Below are 17,849 nucleotides of genomic sequence, written 5' to 3'. Positions count from 1 at the left end.
TCAGGCGCGGCTGGCAATGACATCCGGGCGGTTCGGCGGAAGCCGCATGTCGCGCACGATACCCAGGGTAATGGCGAGCAACATGCCGAGGATCATGCCGCCAATGGCCCCCAGGCCGATCATCACGACGGTGCGCGGGGGCCATGAACGGCCCTTTGGCGGCACTGCGGTGGAAATCACCTGCACATTGGTGCTGTCGATCTGTTCGCGCTCGGTTATCTGGCGTGCCCGCGACAGGAAGCTCTCATAGATAGCCGTCTTCGACGCGGCGTCACGTTCAAGCTCACGCAAGGCGACCTCGGAATCGCTATCCGAGAACACGTTGCCCTTCAAGTCATTCATCTTGGCATTGAGGGAGGCCGACGAGGTTTTGGCGGCATCGAGATTGACCTTCGCCAAGCGCAGGGTGCGCGCGTATTCGGCGCTGAGTTGCGCGCTGACCGTGTTGTACTCCGTCTTAAGCCTGACGATCGACGGATGACGGGGGCCAAAGGTCATCGACTGCGAATCGATCTGCTGGCGCAGGCCGTTGGCCGTTGCGCGCAGCGCCACAAGCGCCTCCGACGTGGCGGGACCGGAATTGGTGCCGTTTGCGCCGGCGGCAAGCAGGGCGTCGTAACTTGCCTGCGCGGCGATGACGCGCGATTGCGTCTCCACGATCTGGCCGTTGAGCTGGGTCATGGTTTGCGAGGAAACAAGCTGCCCATTGCTGGTGGCCAGATTGTGGCTGCGCCTATAGGCCTCGACCTTCTCTTCGGCCGCCTGCACATCGCTCTTGAGCTGGCCCAGCCGCCCGTCCAGCGCGGCCGCGGCACGGCTGGCGCCGGAAGCCTCGGCGCTGGCCAGCTCTTCCTGGAAAGTCTTGACGATATCCTGCGAAATCAGGATCGCCTTAGCGGGGGTTTCCGCCGATACCATCAAGGTCGTGACAAACGACTTTTCATCCGCGATGCTGCTAACCCGTTCCGCCAGGTTCTTCAGGGCGGTAAGCTTTGGGTCGGGTTTGGCGCCGTCCGTCCCTGTGCGGCTTCGGTCCGCGTCGAAGAACTCCGGGTCACTGGCCAGGTCAAGATCGTCTACAACACGTGAAAGCACGCTGCCCGAGGTCAAGATGCGCTCTTTGCTGCGCGCGCTGAGCAGCTGTCCATCGACCTGGGCCGATTGCGGGTAAAGATCATTCGGAACAACCTGAAGATTGGCGGGATTGATGAGGATGTCCGTGGTCACGGTGTAGCGCTGCTTGCTCAGCAGAGCGTAGGCACCGCCGATGATCCCGCCGGCTATTGCCAGCAGGCATACCAGAGCGAGGCCGGCGCGCAGCCAGACAAACAGACGCCCGAAATCGAGTTCGAGAAAGGTTCCGATCTTGTTGAGCGTCACCGTCGTGACGGGCTCGGCTACAGGCGGCGCCACGGGTGCAGGCGACACAGGGGCCGACGTTACAGGGGCCGACGTTACAGGGGCCGACGTTACAGCGGGTGCCGCCGCATGTGCCATGATCGGCGCGGTTTGTTGCGGCTTTGGCCTGCTGGCGCGCCGCGCATTTTCGATCCGTTCATAGGGGCTAATGCCGGCGGCGGCCGCGGCTGGAGGAGGACCGGAAGCGGCGGACATCATGCTAACCCTTTAATATTCAATACGCACAGCCTGCTTTACGGAAACATCGTTAACATTTCATTTTCCAGGCGTGTCAGGCGCGTTCCGGAACAGCGATCTATCCACCCTTGGTCGGTATTCTGCCACGCCCGTCGTAGCCTGGCAAAGCGTGCAGGCGTTTCAAATGGAAATACAAGAGGTCGTCGCGAGGGCACCCGCAAGGAGCGGGCTTGGCGTCATGTCGCTGTTGATGCTGGTTGGCCTTGAAGGGGCGTGCCGGTTTGGCGCCCATCCGGCTTTCGATAAGCGAGCAACAAGATGACGAGCAGCATGATATCCGGCGCCTTCGAAGAAAGGGCATTGTTTGACAATGCCGCGAGGATGGACGCGGCCGCTGCGATATGGGCGGCCCGAGGCGTATTGCGCAGGAGCTTGAAAAGGAACCGGAAGAAAGCAAACGCGAAGAGCAGGGCGATCGGCAGGCCGAACAAAAGCGTAAGAACGACCGGCGTGCTTTCGATGAAGGGGAGGTTGAGCTTTTCGTTGACGATCTTCAACAACTCGTTGGGATTCATGCCAAGCAGGATGTCCCTCCATTCAACGAACTTGAATACATCGTAGATCTTGACGCGCGCGTCGTAATTTTGATCAAAGAGCGTGTTGCTGAAGCGGTTCAGCAGCCCCGCCGAAAAGAGTATCGCAATCAGTATGGCGCCACCGGCCAGCGTCAGCATCAGCACCAGGAGTTTGGCCTGGCGTTGATGTCTGGGTGACAAGTCCGGCCAAGGCAGGAACACGAGCAGGAACAGGATCTCGCCGCAAGCGAGCAGCAGGGCGGTGCGCGCGCCCGAAGCGGCCGTGCCGATGAAGAGAATGAAGATGCAAAGCGCGCACACCCAGATACGCCACCGCGTCAATGCAACGAAACCTATGGCGGTGGTGCAAAGCGCGCCCAGCGCCAGCGGATGGGCCGACAGTCCGATCGGCCGAAAGTCCAGCTCAACGAGGGGATAGGGCAGGAATCGATGCTGGGTGACGGCCTCGATCGTTCCGATGATGGCGCTGAGGACGATCATGCCGACGATGACATTGCCAAGCGCCCTGCGCACATGGTCACCCAAGGCAAGCATGATCATCGCCGCGGCACAAGAGACCAGATAGGAATCGATTATGAAGCCGGCCGAGCCGGCACGGCCTATCACGAAGAGATAAGGCACCAGCCACAACAGCAGCAGCGAATATAACAATGTCGCCTTGAACAGCCTGACTTCATCGCCTTCGAGCCGAATTGGCCGGGTCGTGGCGATGACGACAAGCAGCAGAAAGATGGCATAGGTCCCGATATGCAGCTTTTCGGGAAACGACCCCCCCTCCGTCGAATAGGACATCACCATATTCATCAACTGCGGAGAGATGGTCGAGCGGAGCAGGAAAGCGAAGGCCGCGAGGAGAAAGAACAGGAGTGTGAGGGCGTCTTGGCGGCTGGCCTGCGCGGTCACGAACTGTTGCTCTGTGGGGGTGACACTCACGATTATCCGACCAGCGTTGCGGCTTGCGATTGAGATGGCAGGGGACGAACGCGCCCCCGGGTACATTTTCCTGCACGAACGTAAAGGAATATGGATAACCCGATCTTAACAGTGGCGATGCCGGGCATGGGCCGCCACATGTCAGCTTTGCCGAAAAGCCGGACACCGCTCATTGAAATCTCACCAAAGTGCGCCGCGTGGGAACGAATGCACGCAATGCACTTGCGCGACATGCATCGGCAGCCGGATTTACGCTATTTCGTGAACTCGGTAACCCACACTTAATTGGCCGGTCGTATTGATGGCGATGCTTTGCACGGCGCCCGACGCGCTGCCTGTGGACGGCACAATGGCATCAGGCGCCGGCAAAGCGCAGGAGATCAAGGTGAAGAAATTCTATTCGATTCAGTATCTTCGCGCCTGCGCCGCCTTGCTGGTTCTGTTCGCACACGCCTTTTCCTATCAGATTGGCGTGGACAATCTGATTATTGTGACGGCGGGCCGCCTGGGCGTCGTTCTGTTCTTTGTCATCAGCGGTTTCATAATGGTCCATATTACGGGAGATGGTCCGTTTTCCGCTGCCACCTTCCTGAAACGCCGAGCAATCCGGATCATCCCCCTTTACTGGCTTTTCACCAGCCTCGCCGCGGTTCTGGCGGCGCTCGCGCCAAGTCTCTTCCAGAAGACCGTCTTTACATGGCCCCACTATCTTCAGTCGCTCCTCTTCATTGTTCACGAAGCGCCTGGACGGGATAGCGCCAGTCCAATCCTCTCACTCGGCTGGACGCTCAATTACGAGGTATTTTTCTATATCGCTTTTGCGGTGTTCGCATTCCTGTCCGTGACCTCGCGCGTATTTGTGCTGACGGTCTTTTTCATTGCGATGTGGATATCCGGGCTGTGGCTGGCTCCCACCAACCCTGTTATCCAGTTCTATCTCAACCCTTCTCCGGTGGCATTCGTAATCGGCATGTGGATAGGGCGGCGCTATTTGGACGGTGATTTCACTTCCGACATACGCCATGCCTGGATATTCGGCGTAATGACCGCTGCAGGCGTGGTGCTTTCATTCGTCGATGACGGTACGCCGCTCTTGGGTCAGATCAGCTTCGCGGGACAAGCAATGTGGGCGGCGGGCCTGCTTCATCTCAGCCTCATTCTGGAGCCGAAACTCAAGCACTGGAGCCTTCTCGAGCAGTTGGGCGACGCTTCCTACGCGCTTTATCTGTCGCATATCTTCGTGATCGGCGCTGTGGCGTACCTGGCCAGACGCACCGTCGGATACGAGCATCCGACAACGGTATGGTTGGTGTCGGTGGTCAGCATCGTGGCAGCCTGCCTCGTCAGTCTGGTGATTTACGAGATGATCGAGAAGCCGATTCTTCAGACCCTGAACGGCAGAAGGAAGACGAGAAACACACCGCTTCCTCATATTGCCACGGAGAACAAATAAGCAGGTCACGCAACGGGACGCTCACGGCTTTCAGCGCTTCAGTCAGCCCGCGCTGTCCACGACCTCGACATTGCCGGCGCGGTTAAGCGTATGAATGCCCGTGCGTGCCCATGCTGGACCCGCGCCGATCGGCCGGGGCGAGGCGAAGCGGACGTCTGACGCGTCGAGTCGCTCAAGCTGCATCAGCCCCAGACCACCGCCATAGGCCCTCGATCCGTTCTGCACCGGCAGCACCAGGGCATCGTCCTGGCGGATAAAGGCGCCGCCCGGCCGGGTGGCCGAATGATCGACGGCAATGGGATTGAGCGGATGGGCGACCCATGGCCCGCGCAGCGAGGGCGCGCAATAGACCGCCATCGTGTCCGACGCGCTGCCGTAGCCGAACCGCTCCGTTCCAACCAGCCAGAAGCGACCGTCGGATTCGAGCAGCGTCGCGTCGTTGAAATCCCTGTCCGTCATCAGCACCGTGTCGCGGACCCAGCGGTCGGGAAACTGCGCGGCGCGATAGAGCACAAGTTCGCGAGCCGAACCACTTTCGGGGATCATGAAAATCTCGCCATCGTGTGCGAACACCTGCGGATACGACAGGTGGTGCGCTTCCTCCAATACAACCCTTGGAACACCGAAAGTGCCATCGTCACCGAGCTCGGCGACGGAAATCACGCCGCGACTCGTCGCGTAGGGGAATTCCTCGACAAACAGATGATGGCGGCGGTCGGTCTCGAAGACGAACGGGTCGGCATAGAAGCGTTGGCCATCGTCCGGCAGGACTGTGAACGGTTTGCCGTCGAGTTGCCCGGTTTCGGCGATGCCTGGTCCGTCGATCACCCGATAGGCAACCTGCCAATAGAAGGGGCGTCGTCCCCGCCTGATTTTTTGCACGGCGCGATCGATCAAAGCCCTGCCGAAAAGGGGCACATAGTGTCGAACAAAACTGTCGTTCTTCAGGATCGGCACCGGGTTGTCGCTTACCGGCACAAGCTTGCCCGCAAAGAAGCGGGCGACGGTTTGCATGATCAGCGACATGGCGCCGGCGAGCAGGTCGTTGCAGCTTCGAGATAGCCAGAGCCTGTCTGCCAGCATCGGTCTAGCCTGGGCCACGACAACGCCATCGAGGCGAGCGCCAAGTTCAGGCAATTGTCCGCTCGCCAACATTGCGGCAACGCCGGCTGGAAAGCTGTTGCGGCCGCAAAATTCGAGCCTCAGGACTGGCGCGCCTTGCCCCGTTGCGCTGGCAGTGAGATCTATGACGAGGTCCGGAGGGCCGCGATCGATGGGCGGCAGCGGCTCGGACCGGCCCGCCAGCGAGGGACCGAAACGCCGGCTCTCGATCGCCAAGACAGTGTCCAGCCCCCGAGCGGTTGGCGCCGCCGCCGGCGCGTTGCAACTCGAGACCACATAACCTGCCGCATCCAACCGCTTAAAAAGCTCATTTTCCCAGCGCCGGGATGCGACGGCGTGGCCGATGATTAAAATATTAGTCAACCCAAGTTATTCTCGTTAAAGCAAAAAATGGCTTTGCTCTGGTATCTTTCCCCACTGTTCCTGGCAAGGGTTGCCCAAGGGGGGCTGCGGACTCTAGCGTTAATCATACGTTAATTTTTTTGAATACGAAGGCGGTTCAGGGCGCTATTGTTAGGCTGTAAGCACATATCAGCCGGGCGCCCACGCTTTCGGTGACCAGGGTCAACCATGAACGCCGTTTCACATCCGAAATTGCCCTCAAGGCGAAAACTGCTGATCGTGTTCGGCACGAGGCCGGAGGCGCTCAAATGTTTTCCGGTGGCGCGCGCCGCGCTTGCCCATCCGGGCTTTACCACGGAAATATGTGTGACGGGCCAGCATCGCGAGATGGTCGATCAGGTCATTGAACTGACGGGCCTGCCGGTGCACTACGATCTCAACATCATGCAGCCAGGTCAGACGTTGTTCGACGTGACCTCGCGCGTGCTCCTCGGAATGGCGGGGGTGCTGGAGAAGGCGAAGCCGGACATCGTCGTCGTCCAGGGCGACACAACCACCGCGATGACCGCGGCTCTAGCTGCCTTCTACAAGCACATTCCGGTTGCCCATATCGAGGCGGGATTGCGCAGCCACAACATCAACTCTCCCTTTCCGGAGGAACTGAACCGCAAGATTGCCGGCAACATCGCCACCTGGCATTTTGCGCCGACCACCGAGGCGCGCGACAATCTCATCGCCGAAGGAAAGGCTGCGAACACCATCTTCGTAACCGGCAATACCGTGATCGACACGCTGCTGCATTTCTCCAGCGAGATCGATGCCGACAAGTTGATGAACGCCAAGCTCGCCGCTCGTTTCCCCTTCATCGATCCGACCAAGAAAATGATACTCGTCACCGGTCATCGCCGTGAGAATTTCGATGGCGGCATCCAGAGAATCTGCACCGCGCTGAAGGCATTGTCGGCGCGCAGGGATGTGCAGATCATCTACCCGGTCCATCCCAACCCGAATGTGCGCTCCGTGGTCGAGGCCGAAATCGGGACGGTGCCGAACATCCACCTGATCGACCCGCAGGACTATTTGCCGTTCCTGTACCTGCAGAAACAGAGCTACCTGGTGTTGACCGACAGCGGCGGCGTGCAGGAAGAGGCGCCTTCACTCGGCAAGCCGGTGCTGGTAATGCGGGAAAACACGGAGCGACCCGAAGGGATCGCCGCTGGTACTGCCCGGCTGGTCGGCACCGATATCGAAAAAATTCTGGCCAATGCCAATAGCCTGCTCGATGATGAGAGCGTCTATCGCGGCATGGCGGAGAGGCACAATCCATACGGCAATGGCCAAGCCGCGAGCCGGATCGTTGAGGAATTGCTGAATCATGGCTGAAATCAAAACCGTTTCCGTTATCGGCATGGGCTATATCGGCCTGCCGACCTGTGCCATTTTTGCCAGCCGCGGACTCGATGTCATCGGTGTCGATATCAACGAGGCGGTGGTCGCGAAGGTCAACCGCGGCGAAATCCACATCATCGAACCGGACCTGGATGGTTTGATCCAGAAAGTTGTCGCCAATGGCAAGCTCAAGGCATTCAGCACGCCTCAGCCGGCCGATGCCTATATTATCGCCGTTCCAACTCCGATCACCCCGGACCGCAAGCCGGATGTCAGCTACGTGCTTGCGGCAGCGCGAAGCATCGCTCCGGTGCTAAAACGGGACGACCTGGTGGTGCTGGAATCAACATCGCCGGTCGGTACGACGCGTGTCATGACAGCGCTGCTCGCGGAACTGCGACCCGATCTCAAATTTCCCGTTGCGCATGGCGAGGAAGCTGACGTCCTGGTCGCCTACTCTCCCGAGCGCGTGCTGCCGGGAAAGGTGCTGACCGAGCTGATCAACAATGATCGCTCGATCGGCGGACTGTCCCGAAAGTCTTCGGAGCGGACAGCGGCACTCTATTCAAGCTTCGTCGCCGGCGACCTGTTCATAACCCAGGCCGAAAGCGCGGAACTGGTTAAGCTGACTGAAAATGCGTTCCGCGATGTCAATATCGCCTTCGCCAATGAGCTTGCGGCGGTGTGCCAGGATCTGTCGCTCAACGTCTGGGAGGTAATCGATCTCGCCAACCGGCATCCTCGCGTGAACATCCTGCAGCCGAGCCCGGGCGTGGGCGGCCACTGCATTGCGATCGATCCGTATTTTATCATCGACGCCGCACCGAACAATACGCGGCTGATCAGTTCGGCACGGCGCATCAATTCCGAGCGACCCTTGTCGGTGGTCAGGGACATCGAGGCATTGCTCGACCCGACCCGCAAGCAGACGATCGCCTGTCTTGGCCTCAGCTTCAAACCCAATATCGACGATATGCGCGAGAGCCCGGCTGTCGAGGTTGTTAAGCTTCTGTCCAAGATTCCCAATATCAAGATCGTCGCTGCCGAGCCCAATGCGCGTCAGTTGCCACACGAGCTCGAGGGCAGCGGCGTCATGTTCACCGATGCACTTTCCGCTATTGACCAATCCGATATCGTCGTCCTGCTGGTCGACCATCGACAATTCAATCTGATCGATCCCGAAGCGCTCAAGGACAAGAAGCTCGTCGACACACGGGGCCTGTGGACCTGGCGCAAGGCGCGCAAGCCCGACGCCCGCATCGAAGGCAAGAAATCCGAAATGGAACGCTCGCAGTCTCTCGCTCGCACCGGAGAAGCGGCATGAACTCGCATGACCCGGCATGGGCGCAACACTCTCTATTGGCATCACGCCGCCGCGAGTTTCTCGGTGCGACCATCCATGCGCTGACCATGGCCGAGACGCTGGCCATCGCAGACGAGGCGATGGCGACGCGGCGACCGCTTCATCATGTTGTCGTGAACGTCGCCAAGCTTGTGAACATGCGCAAGAATGCCGAACTGCGCGAGGATGTCGTCGGGGCGGATATGGTCAATGTCGACGGCAAAGGCGTGCTTTGGGGCGCGCGGCTCTGCGGCGTCGAGTTGCCGGAGCGTGTGACCGGCGTCGACGTCATGATCAACCTGCTTGCGCTGTGCGCCAAGCGTGGCTATCGCCCCTACCTTTTGGGCGCTGAACAGCACATTCTCGACGCAGTTGAAAGCCGACTTGCCAGAGATCATCCGAGCCTGGCCATTGCCGGCCGGCGCAATGGGTATTTCAAGGCGGAGGAAGAGGCCGCGATCGTCGAGGCCATCAACGCTTCAGGTGCCGACTGCCTGTTTGTGGCGATGCCGACGCCGAGCAAGGAGCGCTTTCTCAAGCGCTATCGCGACGTACTCGCTCCGAGTTTCGTCATGGGCGTGGGCGGCAGCTTCGACGTCTATGGTGGAAAGGTCGCCCGGGCACCGAAACTGGTTCAGGCGGCCGGCCTGGAGTGGCTGTTCCGCGTGGCGCAGGAGCCGCGACGCTTGTGGCGCCGCTATTACGATACCAACACCGCCTATGCACTGCTGCTGTGGCGTGAGTTCTGGTCTCGCCGGGGACGCCGAAACGTCAATCCGTAAGCTCGCGACTTTCAGACAAGCATGCCTCATAGCGCGGGATTTATGCGATCCGGAGCCGTGCCCTTAGCTTGCCGATGAAATGCGTCACGGCCGCGGGGTGAAACAACCAGGTCAGTCCCAGGAAAGCCGCAGCGCCGGCGACGCCGCCCGCCGCGAGCGGAAAGATCGCCGGCATATAGCCCAGCGCAGTGCTGGCGAGGCTGGCGGCCAATCCGGTGCAGATAGAAATTATGATTGAGACAGCGATGTCGCGCCAGGGCACCGGCACCGGCGTGAGCCTCTCGGCGATGACGATGCAGGCTGCAAGACCTGCCAGCGATCCGCCCGCCAACGCCAACGCCGCGCCAACCTCCGCCATGGTGGGAATCAACAGAAAAGACAGTGAAATCGTTGCCACCGAGCCGAAGGAATTGGCGATGATCAGCAACCACGGCCGCTTATGTGCGTGCACCACGACGCCATAAACGAAGCTTGTGAGATTGGCACAAAGAACGCTGAAGGCGATGATCGGGAACAGCAGGCCGAAGCGACCATGATATTCCGCGGGCAGCAGGAGTCGCGTGATGTCGCCGCTGAGCGCGATAAGCATTGCTGCGACCGGCAGGCAAAGGCGTATCATCAAGGCCATGAGTTGCGACAACAACCGCCCGGACGCCTCGGATCCCTCTTCGTCGAAGCGGCTGACCACTTCTGGAAATGCGCCCATGTTGATTGCGTTGGCGACCATATCGATCGGCTGCCGAGCCAATGCGTAGGCGGCTGCGAAGACGGCCACCGCGCCGGCATCGTAGTAGAGCTTGAGGAAGACGCGTTCAGCGCTGTTGAGACCGAAACCGACCAGCGCCATGATGACCAGGGGCACGCCGAGGGCAAAAAACTCCTTGTGGGTGAAGCGCGGCGGGCCGCCAATAACGCGCCCGGATGCCACCACGCACGCCACGATGCCGGCAATCAGCACGGCGAGGCTCGAGCCGAGCGATACCGTCAGAAACGAGCGTTGGAAGATAAGGATGGCGGCGATCGGCAAGGCGAGTTGCAGCAGGCCGCGCAGATATTCAAGCATCGAATAGAGGGAATGACGCTGCTGCATTTGCAGCACCGTCAACGCGAACCGGCTGATGGAGCCGGCAATCAGATAGCTGCAGACGGCGATTGCAAATTCGATCCAGCGCTCCGGCACGATCACCGCCGAGGCGATCACGGATATGATCAGGGCCAGCACCGTGGTGACAAGCAATACCTGTCCGGCAAGCATCAGGCTGCCACGGCTGACGTCGCCTTTTCCGCCAAGCCGCAACAAGGCAATGCGCAGCCAGTTGGTAACGGCAACATCCGTCATTTCGCCCACGGTGACCACCAGGGTCAGCAGGCCATACTCCGTCTGGTCGATCAGCCGCGTCATGACGACCAGCAGGAGCAGAGCGGAAACCCGCGTCAGCATAATAGCTGGGCCATAGATGAGTGTGGAACGGAGCAGCAAAGGGTTGTTCCCGGAAAATTTGCCGTCGATTAATCGTTGACCGACGGGAATTCCAGCACGATGACGGCAAAGGGTGAACGGATACAGTTTGAACCAAAAGATTTGTCGTAAATCTTTTTTGGAACCTTTGCTTTACGGTCACCCGGCATCCGCAATCCAAATGGTGTCATGTTGCAGCGTCTCGCCCACAATAGAAAAATACATGTCCTGGTCGCAACGCCCTCGGGCGTTTCGGGACAAGGCGGCATCGACCGGATCATGGGGGCGCTGAAGCAGGAGTTCGAACGGCAAGAGATCGCCGACATCGATCTGCGCTTTCTTTCCAGCCGTGGCCCGGGACATGTCGGGCTTTCGATCTTCTACATGCTTGGTTTTTGCGCGCGGATGCTTGCGGCCCGCCTCGACAGACGCGCCGACGTCATTCACATCAATATATCGGTCTCCGGCAGCACCTATCGCAAGATGATGATCGCCGCCTGCGCCAGGCTGTTGTCGATACCATATGTCCTTCATCTGCATGGGGCGCAGTATCAGACATTCTGGAAAGATGATCATAGTTTCATGAGCCGCCGTATCAGGGCTCTGTTCGAGCATGCCGGCCGGGTGATTGTCCTGGGGGGGCTTTGGCGCGATTTCGTCGCCAGCCGGGCACCGGCGAACGGCGGCAATATTGTCATCGTTCCCAACGCCACGGCAGTTCCTTCCCTGGCGCATGTCGGCGGAGGCGATCACGTGCACATCCTGTTCCTCGGCCGCATCGGCGAGCGAAAGGGCGTGCCGCAGTTGGGCGAGGCGCTGGAGCGGATGAAACATCTCAGGGGTTGGCGTGCCACGATCGCCGGCGATGGTGAGGTCGAGCCGGCACGAGCGAGGTCGGTCGCTCTAGGGATTGCCGACCGTATTGCTTTTCCGGGCTGGGTGGGACCTGACGAGGTCGCATCACTGATCGCTTCGGCCGATATTCTGGTGCTCCCCTCGTTCGCCGAAAATCTGCCAATGTCGGTGATCGAAGGCATGGCGGCCGGCCTGGCTGTCGTGGCCACCCCGGTTGGCGCGGTCGAGGACATCATCACCCACGAACAATCCGGTCTGTTGGTGCCGCCCGGCGATGTGGCGGCGTTGACCGAGGCGTTAACTCGGCTGGTCGAGGATACGGCGCTGCGCGCGCGGCTTGGCGCCGCCGCCATGGCGGTGCACCGGGAAAGGCTTGAGCTTGCACCGTTTGTCGACGCGATCTGCGATGTCTGGAGATCGGTCGCGTCCGAGGCGCGATCGGTCAAGCGCTGACGCTGTCCTTCATTGTCGTCACTGCGGCGGGCCAAGCGCGAATTCGCGGTGGAATATCTCCAGGTTCAAAAGCGCCCATATCAGTTTTTCGTGGTCCGCGGCGCGCTCGGCGTGCTCCCTGACAATCTGGTCCAGCTTCTTGGCGCTCAAATAGCTACGGATGACCGAATGGGACGAACACAGATGGTCCCGTACATAATCGCTCATCGGCCCGCGGAACCATTCGGCGACGGGCACCTTGAAGCCGATCTTTGGGCGGTTGAGGACCTCGTCGGGAACCATGCCGGCCATGCAGTCGCGCAGGATCTGTTTGCTGTGCAGGAAGCCCAGCCTGTAACGATCGGGCAGTTGGCTGACGAAGGAAACCAGATCGCGATCAAGGAATGGCATTCGCCCCTCGATTGAACCGGCCATCATCACTCGGTCGCCCCGTTCCAAGAGGTTGTCGGGCAACCACGATGTCTGATCAAAAAACAACACACGGCGCAGATGAGATTCCGTCACACTCGAAGAGAACGGGAAATCGTTGCAGTCATGGCCGCAAGTGGCCAACCCACCGAGGAGCGAATCGCGTTCCCGCGCCGTTATGGCTCCAAACCAGGAGATCATCCGGGTGGCAAAGTCCCGTTCACCCGCGCTTCGGGCAAATGTATCGAACTTGGCCGATGCGCCGGGCAATGCGCGCATCAAAGGGGCGAGGAGATTGTTGTGAAGCGACGCTGGAACAAGTGACCGGTAGACACCCGCCAGAGACTCTGCGCGATGTTTGGGGTAGCCGCCGAGTATCTCGTCCGCACCTTCGCCCGTAAGCACCATCTTGACGTCCTGCGAGGCTCGAACCGACATCAGGTAAATTGGAATGTCCGTACTTTGTGAAACAGGTGCCCCCCGATGGCGGACCATCTTGGGCAGATGATTCATCAGGTCATCCGCCTGGATGACGATTTCGCAATGATCGGTCTTGAAATGATCGGCGACGCGCCGGGCGAATGGAAGCTCGCTGTAAGCCTGTTCGCTGAAACCGACCGAAAACGTACGAATGGGGTTGTCGCTGTGCCTGGTCATCAGGGCAACGATTGCCGACGAGTCGAGGCCCCCGGACAGAAAGGCGCCAAACGGCGCATCACTGCGCATCCTGATCTCGACAGAACGGTCGAGCAATTCCAGAAATCGCCGCTTGGCGGTTCCTGGATCGATATCCGCTGTCAGATCGGTCTGATCCGGGGGCGCATAGTAGCGCGTTTCCGTTACTTCCCCTTGCGACCACACAGCGTAGCTTCCCGGGTTGAGCTTGCGGATCTGTTTGAAAAGCGTCCGCGGTCCAGGCACGTAACGCCAGGTCAGATACTCGCGCACTCCATCCAGATCGAGCTGCTGGCCATCTGGCTGCGCAGACAACAACGCGCTGATCTCCGAGGCAAACGACAGCAAATTTCTGCCTTGCATGAGGTAAAGGGGTTTTTTTCCAAAGGGGTCGCGAGCGAGGATCAATTCGCGCCGTTGAGCGTCCCACAGCGCAAAAGCGAACATCCCGCTCAATCGGTCGAACATGGCCAGGCGCCACTGGTCATAAGCCCTGAGCAGCACTTCCGTGTCGGAGCGTGTGCGAAAACGGTGGCCGAGACCGATCAACTCCTCACGCAACTCGATGTAGTTGTATATTTCGCCGTTGAAAATAATCCGGAGCCGTCCGTCCTCGGTCTGCATCGGCTGATTTGAATCGGCGTTTAAGTCAATAATCGCCAGGCGGCGATGCACCAATGCCAACTGGTCCTCGCCTGTGTTCAGGTCCAGGAGTTCGATGCCTTCGGCATCCGGACCACGATGCTGCAAGGCATTCGACATCCCGGCGGCCCGATCTTGTGGCTTCTCGACCCTGCGCCCAATCCAGCCGGCAATTCCGCACATTCTTTCCCTTGGCCCTCTTTCCCTTGTTTGCGTATGATCGAGGACACCAATCTACAGCGAATATATTAAATAGCTGCTCGGTGGAGTGATTTTAAAACTGAGCCTGATTTGGTTCGATCAGGCCCTCTCGGCTGCAACTGGAGACGACAGTCCTTGGGTTTCACGCGATTGATCGCCAGCAACCAGGCAGACCGCTCGAACCGATCCTGACCCGATGACGAGTTATGGCAGGCCCAGTGCCCGCAACATCTCCCGGTCCGGGATCGCAGGCCCCTTGGGTTGGATAACACTCATTCCGTAAGGATTGGAGAATTCCCAGGCCGACCACGGCATCGCGAAGCGTTCCGCCTCTCTGCGCACTGCCATGAGATAGCGCAGGCGATCAGCATCGAAAGCTCCCATGCGGCCATCCGCAGACATCAGGATAACGCCGAATTCGCCCACGAACAGGCGTCTGCTCGCTATGCCATGGGCTTCAGCCCAGTCGACCGCCTGACGGAAACCCGCTTCGAGCTGGCTCTGCCCCCAATTCTGCTCAAAGTATCGGGCGATCGTTTCACGCGCCGAGGCCATGTTCATCACCTCTTCGATCTGGCTCAAGCCGGCGGCGTCCATCTGCGCCTTGAGGGTTTCGGCGACCACTTCGGGCGTGCTGGCGTCGGCAGGCCAGGGAAGGCCGGAGGAGAAAGCGTTCTTGTCATCGGCCCGCTGGTGCGTGAAGCTGTGCGGATCATACATGTGGAAGCTGTAATAGACGTTGGGGTCGTCGAAGTTGGGGTCCAGGTTGACCAGTCCCGCGATGCTCCCGCCGCAGGCGCCGGTCGCGACGATGGTGAGTTCGCTGCTGACGGCGCGAATATCGCGAACCGTGCCTGCCATGATCCGCTGCCAGTCATCGCTGCCGCTTGAATCGCAAGGGTAGTAGGCGGGCTCGTTATAGGGCTCGAGGGCGACCTTGTCGGCGCCAATTTTGATCAGCATGGCAGCCACCGCCACTACCATTTTGCGATAGCGGGCAACACCCTCGCTGTCGGCCCCGCCATGGATCATTTCCATGCTGTAGGCCGGAACCTGGCTGACGCCATGCAGATCGAAAACCACCTTGAGCCCGCTTGAAACCACCCGCTGCACCGCAGCGGCAAGCATGTCCAGCGCCTGTTGTCGTTTGGCGCCCTCGCTGGCAAGCAGAGGGCCAGGGTCGACACTCAGCCGGACAAAGTCGAAGCCCATGGATCGAATGCGACCAAACTGGTCGCCGTCCGGCCAATCGGTGAGCGGCCTGCCGCCCGCAAGCCATTCCTTCTCGCTGCGATAGGGCGGCCATTTGTAGGAACCATCTTTCTCCACCGGCGACCAGTTGAGCCATTCATGGACGCCAACGCCGCGCTCAAGCGGGATCGGCGCCGCCTCGGCTGACAAAGCCATGCCAAGCGCGCACGCTATGACGTAGACAACTTTTCTCATCGCAAAACTCCGCGTCATGGCCGAAGATATTAACCGCGGGAACGGAAAAGAGGATGCCGCCACACGCTTTTTCGACGGGATGGTGTATGAGGATCAAAATCTTGGCGGAGCGCGGATGAGGGTCGGGTGGTATTTCAACCGATTGCGCAGCATGGAGTTGGCCGAGATATTGCATCGGTTGGACGAGCAGCGCCGGAGGACCGTTTCGCGCCGCCGCGACAACGGCTGGCAGCGCTATGCGTCGCCGCAGTTGCACCCGGTGCTGCACGGATTGCGGAATGCTGTGCCGGCCGCTGCGACACCAGCCCAGCGGCAAGCTATCGAGGCGGCTGCGCAAAACACTCTTCGGGGCCAGTTTTCAGCACTTGGGCAGACCTGGCCACAGCGAGACCCCTATACTCTCTTTCCACCCGAGCTCTGGCGCCTTGATCCGGTGACCGGCCGGCTTTGGCCAGGCCCCAAGACCCATACTTTCGATATCGATTTTCGCCATGCCACCGGCCGTGGCGATGTAAAATATGTCTGGGAAATCAACCGGCTGCAGCAACTGCCGCCACTGGCTGCCCATCTGCTTCTCACCGGCGATGATCAATCCCGTGCGGCCATCGAGGCGGCGATCGAGAGCTGGCATTTCGCCAACCCACCATTTCGGGGCGTTGGCTGGGCCTCGGGCATCGAGGTCGCGCTACGAGCCATCAGCCTGATTGTCACGCTCGACCTCGTCGGCGACCGGCTTGGCGCGGCGACGCGAGAAAAAGTCGGTGAAATACTGGCGGCAAGCGCCTATTGGCTGCCGCGGTTTCCCTCCCGTTTTTCGTCCGCCAACAACCATCTCGTCGCGGAATTGGCTGGCGAATATTTGATCGGTCTGGCTTTCGGGGCCGAGGTGGCTCGCGAGTCGCTCCTGGCTGAGGTGCTCAAACAGATCCTGGCCGATGGCGCCGGGGCCGAGCAGACCCCGACCTACGCCGCCTTCAGTGCCGAACTTTTCCTGCTGTGCGCTGCGGCGGCGCGCCAGGCCGGACTGCCTTTTCCCCAGCCCGTCGAAGCGCGTTTGGCCGCTTTCGCCAATTTCGCAGGCTGGCTCCCGCCGAAAACCAGCGGCTTCGGCGACAATGATGAAGGCCGCGTGATCACGCTGGGGGGCGAAACCGATTATGTCGGATCGGTCGCGGCCGCCATCCGTGGTTTTCTACGGATGCCGGGCAGCGCACCGGAGCCTGGCGATTTTCGTGCGCTTTTCTTCGGCGCGCCACCGCGGCCGGCGCCGGTGCCGAATGGATTGCATACATTCACGCAAGGCGGGCTCTCCGTCTGGCGCGGCGAGATGAATGGTCGCAACGTCCATCTGACATACGACCACGGCCCGCTGGGCTACCTTTCGATAGCGGCGCACGGTCATGCCGACGCGCTGTCGCTCACCCTGTGCATTGACGGCGATCCGGTGCTGGTCGACCCCGGCACATGGCTCTATGGTTCGGGGGGAGGCTGGCGCGACTGGTTCCGCTCGACGCCGGCGCACAACACGCTGAACCTAGAGGGTAAAAGCCAAAGCATCATCTCCGGGGCGTTCAACTGGTCGCACAAGGCGGTTGCGACATTGGTGGAGAGCGAGCCGGGGCCGCACTGGAGGCTGTGTGCCCGACATGACGGGTACAAAGGCCGCTTCGGCGTTGTGCATCAACGCGCCGTGACACGCGATGGCGACGGCATCCTCGTGACCGACCAACTGCTCGGCGGCAGCCGCGTCGCTGAGATCGTCTTCCAACTCGCCGCCGACCTCCACGCCAACAGGGATGGAAACATTGTCACGATATTGCGCGGCGCTGAACCTTTGATGACTATCCACTTTCCAGACGCAGCGATCCACATCCGTTCCGGCGGCGACACACCGGGCCAGGGCGGCTGGGTTTCGCCGCGTTTTGGTGCAAGGCAGCCAGCCGAACGCCTCGCATGGCGTGGCCAAGTAGGCGAAAAGGGAGTAGTCATCCGGCTCGCGCCAAGTCCGCCGCAGACCCGATAACGGGCAGGTTGCAGGCGCAGCGTTCGACATTAATTACGTTCAGATATTTAGCGGTTTTGACACCGTTGATCTGCTAATTTGGCCATGATTGTTCTGCCAGTCGCATCCCGATACACAGTTGCGGGCAGCATA

12 protein-coding genes are annotated in these 17,849 nt (G+C 60.2%); 6 read left to right on the top strand and 6 right to left on the bottom strand.

Annotation, left to right across the window (positions count from 1 at the left end; translation table 11 throughout):
• Both AC3CCE_RS05465 and AC3CCE_RS05460 read right to left on the bottom strand, forming a co-directional pair.
• Positions 1 to 1,614, bottom strand: a complete 1,614-nt coding sequence (locus tag AC3CCE_RS05465) for a GumC family protein (RefSeq protein WP_031197769.1) — start codon at positions 1,612 to 1,614, stop codon at positions 1 to 3.
• Between the two features lie 218 nt (positions 1,615 to 1,832).
• A complete protein-coding gene (locus AC3CCE_RS05460) occupies positions 1,833 to 3,191 on the bottom strand; it encodes a VpsF family polysaccharide biosynthesis protein (protein ID WP_210164060.1) in 1,359 nt (452 codons plus the stop codon).
• Between the two features lie 283 nt (positions 3,192 to 3,474).
• On the opposite strand from AC3CCE_RS05460, the gene AC3CCE_RS05455 reads away from it, so the two are divergent.
• Complete coding sequence (locus AC3CCE_RS05455; protein ID WP_196813817.1) at positions 3,475 to 4,578, top strand: acyltransferase family protein; 1,104 nt, start codon at positions 3,475 to 3,477, stop codon at positions 4,576 to 4,578.
• A gap of 42 nt (positions 4,579 to 4,620) precedes the next feature.
• Here AC3CCE_RS05455 and AC3CCE_RS05450 read toward each other — a convergent pair whose 3' ends face one another.
• Complete coding sequence (locus AC3CCE_RS05450; RefSeq protein ID WP_352624245.1) at positions 4,621 to 5,535, bottom strand: glucosamine inositolphosphorylceramide transferase family protein; 915 nt, start codon at positions 5,533 to 5,535, stop codon at positions 4,621 to 4,623.
• A 735-nt stretch (positions 5,536 to 6,270) separates the two neighbouring features.
• Here AC3CCE_RS05450 and wecB point away from each other — a divergent pair.
• Genes wecB through AC3CCE_RS05435 form a run of 3 tightly spaced genes read left to right on the top strand, consistent with a single transcriptional unit; the run spans position 6,271 to position 9,555 of the window.
• The gene (gene wecB / locus AC3CCE_RS05445; protein WP_023804769.1) at positions 6,271 to 7,425 is read left to right on the top strand and encodes a non-hydrolyzing UDP-N-acetylglucosamine 2-epimerase; all 1,155 of its coding nucleotides are present in this window, start codon (positions 6,271 to 6,273) and stop codon (positions 7,423 to 7,425) included.
• Positions 7,418 to 8,755, top strand: coding sequence for a UDP-N-acetyl-D-mannosamine dehydrogenase (wecC, locus tag AC3CCE_RS05440; RefSeq protein WP_023686301.1), 1,338 nt, complete (start codon positions 7,418 to 7,420; stop codon positions 8,753 to 8,755). Before wecB ends, wecC begins: the two co-directional genes overlap by 8 nt.
• Positions 8,752 to 9,555 (top strand): WecB/TagA/CpsF family glycosyltransferase, encoded by an 804-nt coding sequence (locus AC3CCE_RS05435; protein WP_023725122.1) that lies wholly within the window; start codon positions 8,752 to 8,754, stop codon positions 9,553 to 9,555. The genes wecC and AC3CCE_RS05435 overlap by 4 nt, the downstream gene beginning before the upstream one ends.
• A gap of 40 nt (positions 9,556 to 9,595) precedes the next feature.
• Here AC3CCE_RS05435 and AC3CCE_RS05430 read toward each other — a convergent pair whose 3' ends face one another.
• The gene (locus AC3CCE_RS05430) at positions 9,596 to 11,035 is read right to left on the bottom strand and encodes a lipopolysaccharide biosynthesis protein (protein ID WP_352624242.1); all 1,440 of its coding nucleotides are present in this window, start codon (positions 11,033 to 11,035) and stop codon (positions 9,596 to 9,598) included.
• A gap of 168 nt (positions 11,036 to 11,203) precedes the next feature.
• On the opposite strand from AC3CCE_RS05430, the gene AC3CCE_RS05425 reads away from it, so the two are divergent.
• Positions 11,204 to 12,322 carry a glycosyltransferase family 4 protein gene (locus AC3CCE_RS05425; RefSeq protein WP_023671802.1) on the top strand — a complete coding sequence of 373 codons (1,119 nt, stop codon included), beginning with the start codon at positions 11,204 to 11,206 and terminating at the stop codon, positions 12,320 to 12,322.
• A gap of 18 nt (positions 12,323 to 12,340) precedes the next feature.
• On the opposite strand, the gene asnB is transcribed toward AC3CCE_RS05425, so the two are convergent.
• Together asnB and AC3CCE_RS05415 are read right to left on the bottom strand one after the other, a co-directional pair.
• Complete coding sequence (gene asnB / locus AC3CCE_RS05420; protein WP_352624240.1) at positions 12,341 to 14,230, bottom strand: asparagine synthase (glutamine-hydrolyzing); 1,890 nt, start codon at positions 14,228 to 14,230, stop codon at positions 12,341 to 12,343.
• A gap of 222 nt (positions 14,231 to 14,452) precedes the next feature.
• Complete coding sequence (locus AC3CCE_RS05415; protein WP_031192949.1) at positions 14,453 to 15,694, bottom strand: glycoside hydrolase family 5 protein; 1,242 nt, start codon at positions 15,692 to 15,694, stop codon at positions 14,453 to 14,455.
• A gap of 16 nt (positions 15,695 to 15,710) precedes the next feature.
• Between AC3CCE_RS05415 and AC3CCE_RS05410 the strand changes: the two genes are divergently transcribed.
• Positions 15,711 to 17,717: a heparinase II/III family protein gene (locus tag AC3CCE_RS05410; RefSeq protein ID WP_023671805.1), complete on the top strand. Its 2,007-nt coding sequence runs from the start codon at positions 15,711 to 15,713 to the stop codon at positions 17,715 to 17,717.
• Positions 17,718 to 17,849 lie beyond the last annotated feature (132 nt).

Source organism: Mesorhizobium sp. P160187 (genome assembly GCF_057766425.1).
The sequence above is the reverse complement of the archived record's forward strand: the minus strand, read 5'-3'. Positions and strand labels throughout refer to the sequence as shown.

Bases quoted from the DNA above. Each gene is read 5' to 3' on its own strand.
- AC3CCE_RS05410 (WP_023671805.1), top strand. From the start codon at position 15,711: ATGGCCGAAGATATTAACCGCGGGAACGGAAAAGAGGATGCCGCCACA.
- AC3CCE_RS05435 (WP_023725122.1), top strand. From the start codon at position 8,752: ATGAACTCGCATGACCCGGCATGGGCGCAACACTCTCTATTGGCATCA.
- AC3CCE_RS05455 (WP_196813817.1), top strand. From the start codon at position 3,475: ATGGCATCAGGCGCCGGCAAAGCGCAGGAGATCAAGGTGAAGAAATTC.
- wecC (WP_023686301.1), top strand. From the start codon at position 7,418: ATGGCTGAAATCAAAACCGTTTCCGTTATCGGCATGGGCTATATCGGC.
- AC3CCE_RS05460 (WP_210164060.1), bottom strand. From the start codon at position 3,191: ATGTACCCGGGGGCGCGTTCGTCCCCTGCCATCTCAATCGCAAGCCGC.
- AC3CCE_RS05415 (WP_031192949.1), bottom strand. From the start codon at position 15,694: ATGAGAAAAGTTGTCTACGTCATAGCGTGCGCGCTTGGCATGGCTTTG.
- asnB (WP_352624240.1), bottom strand. From the start codon at position 14,230: ATGTGCGGAATTGCCGGCTGGATTGGGCGCAGGGTCGAGAAGCCACAA.
- wecB (WP_023804769.1), top strand. From the start codon at position 6,271: ATGAACGCCGTTTCACATCCGAAATTGCCCTCAAGGCGAAAACTGCTG.
- AC3CCE_RS05425 (WP_023671802.1), top strand. From the start codon at position 11,204: ATGTTGCAGCGTCTCGCCCACAATAGAAAAATACATGTCCTGGTCGCA.
- AC3CCE_RS05465 (WP_031197769.1), bottom strand. From the start codon at position 1,614: ATGTCCGCCGCTTCCGGTCCTCCTCCAGCCGCGGCCGCCGCCGGCATT.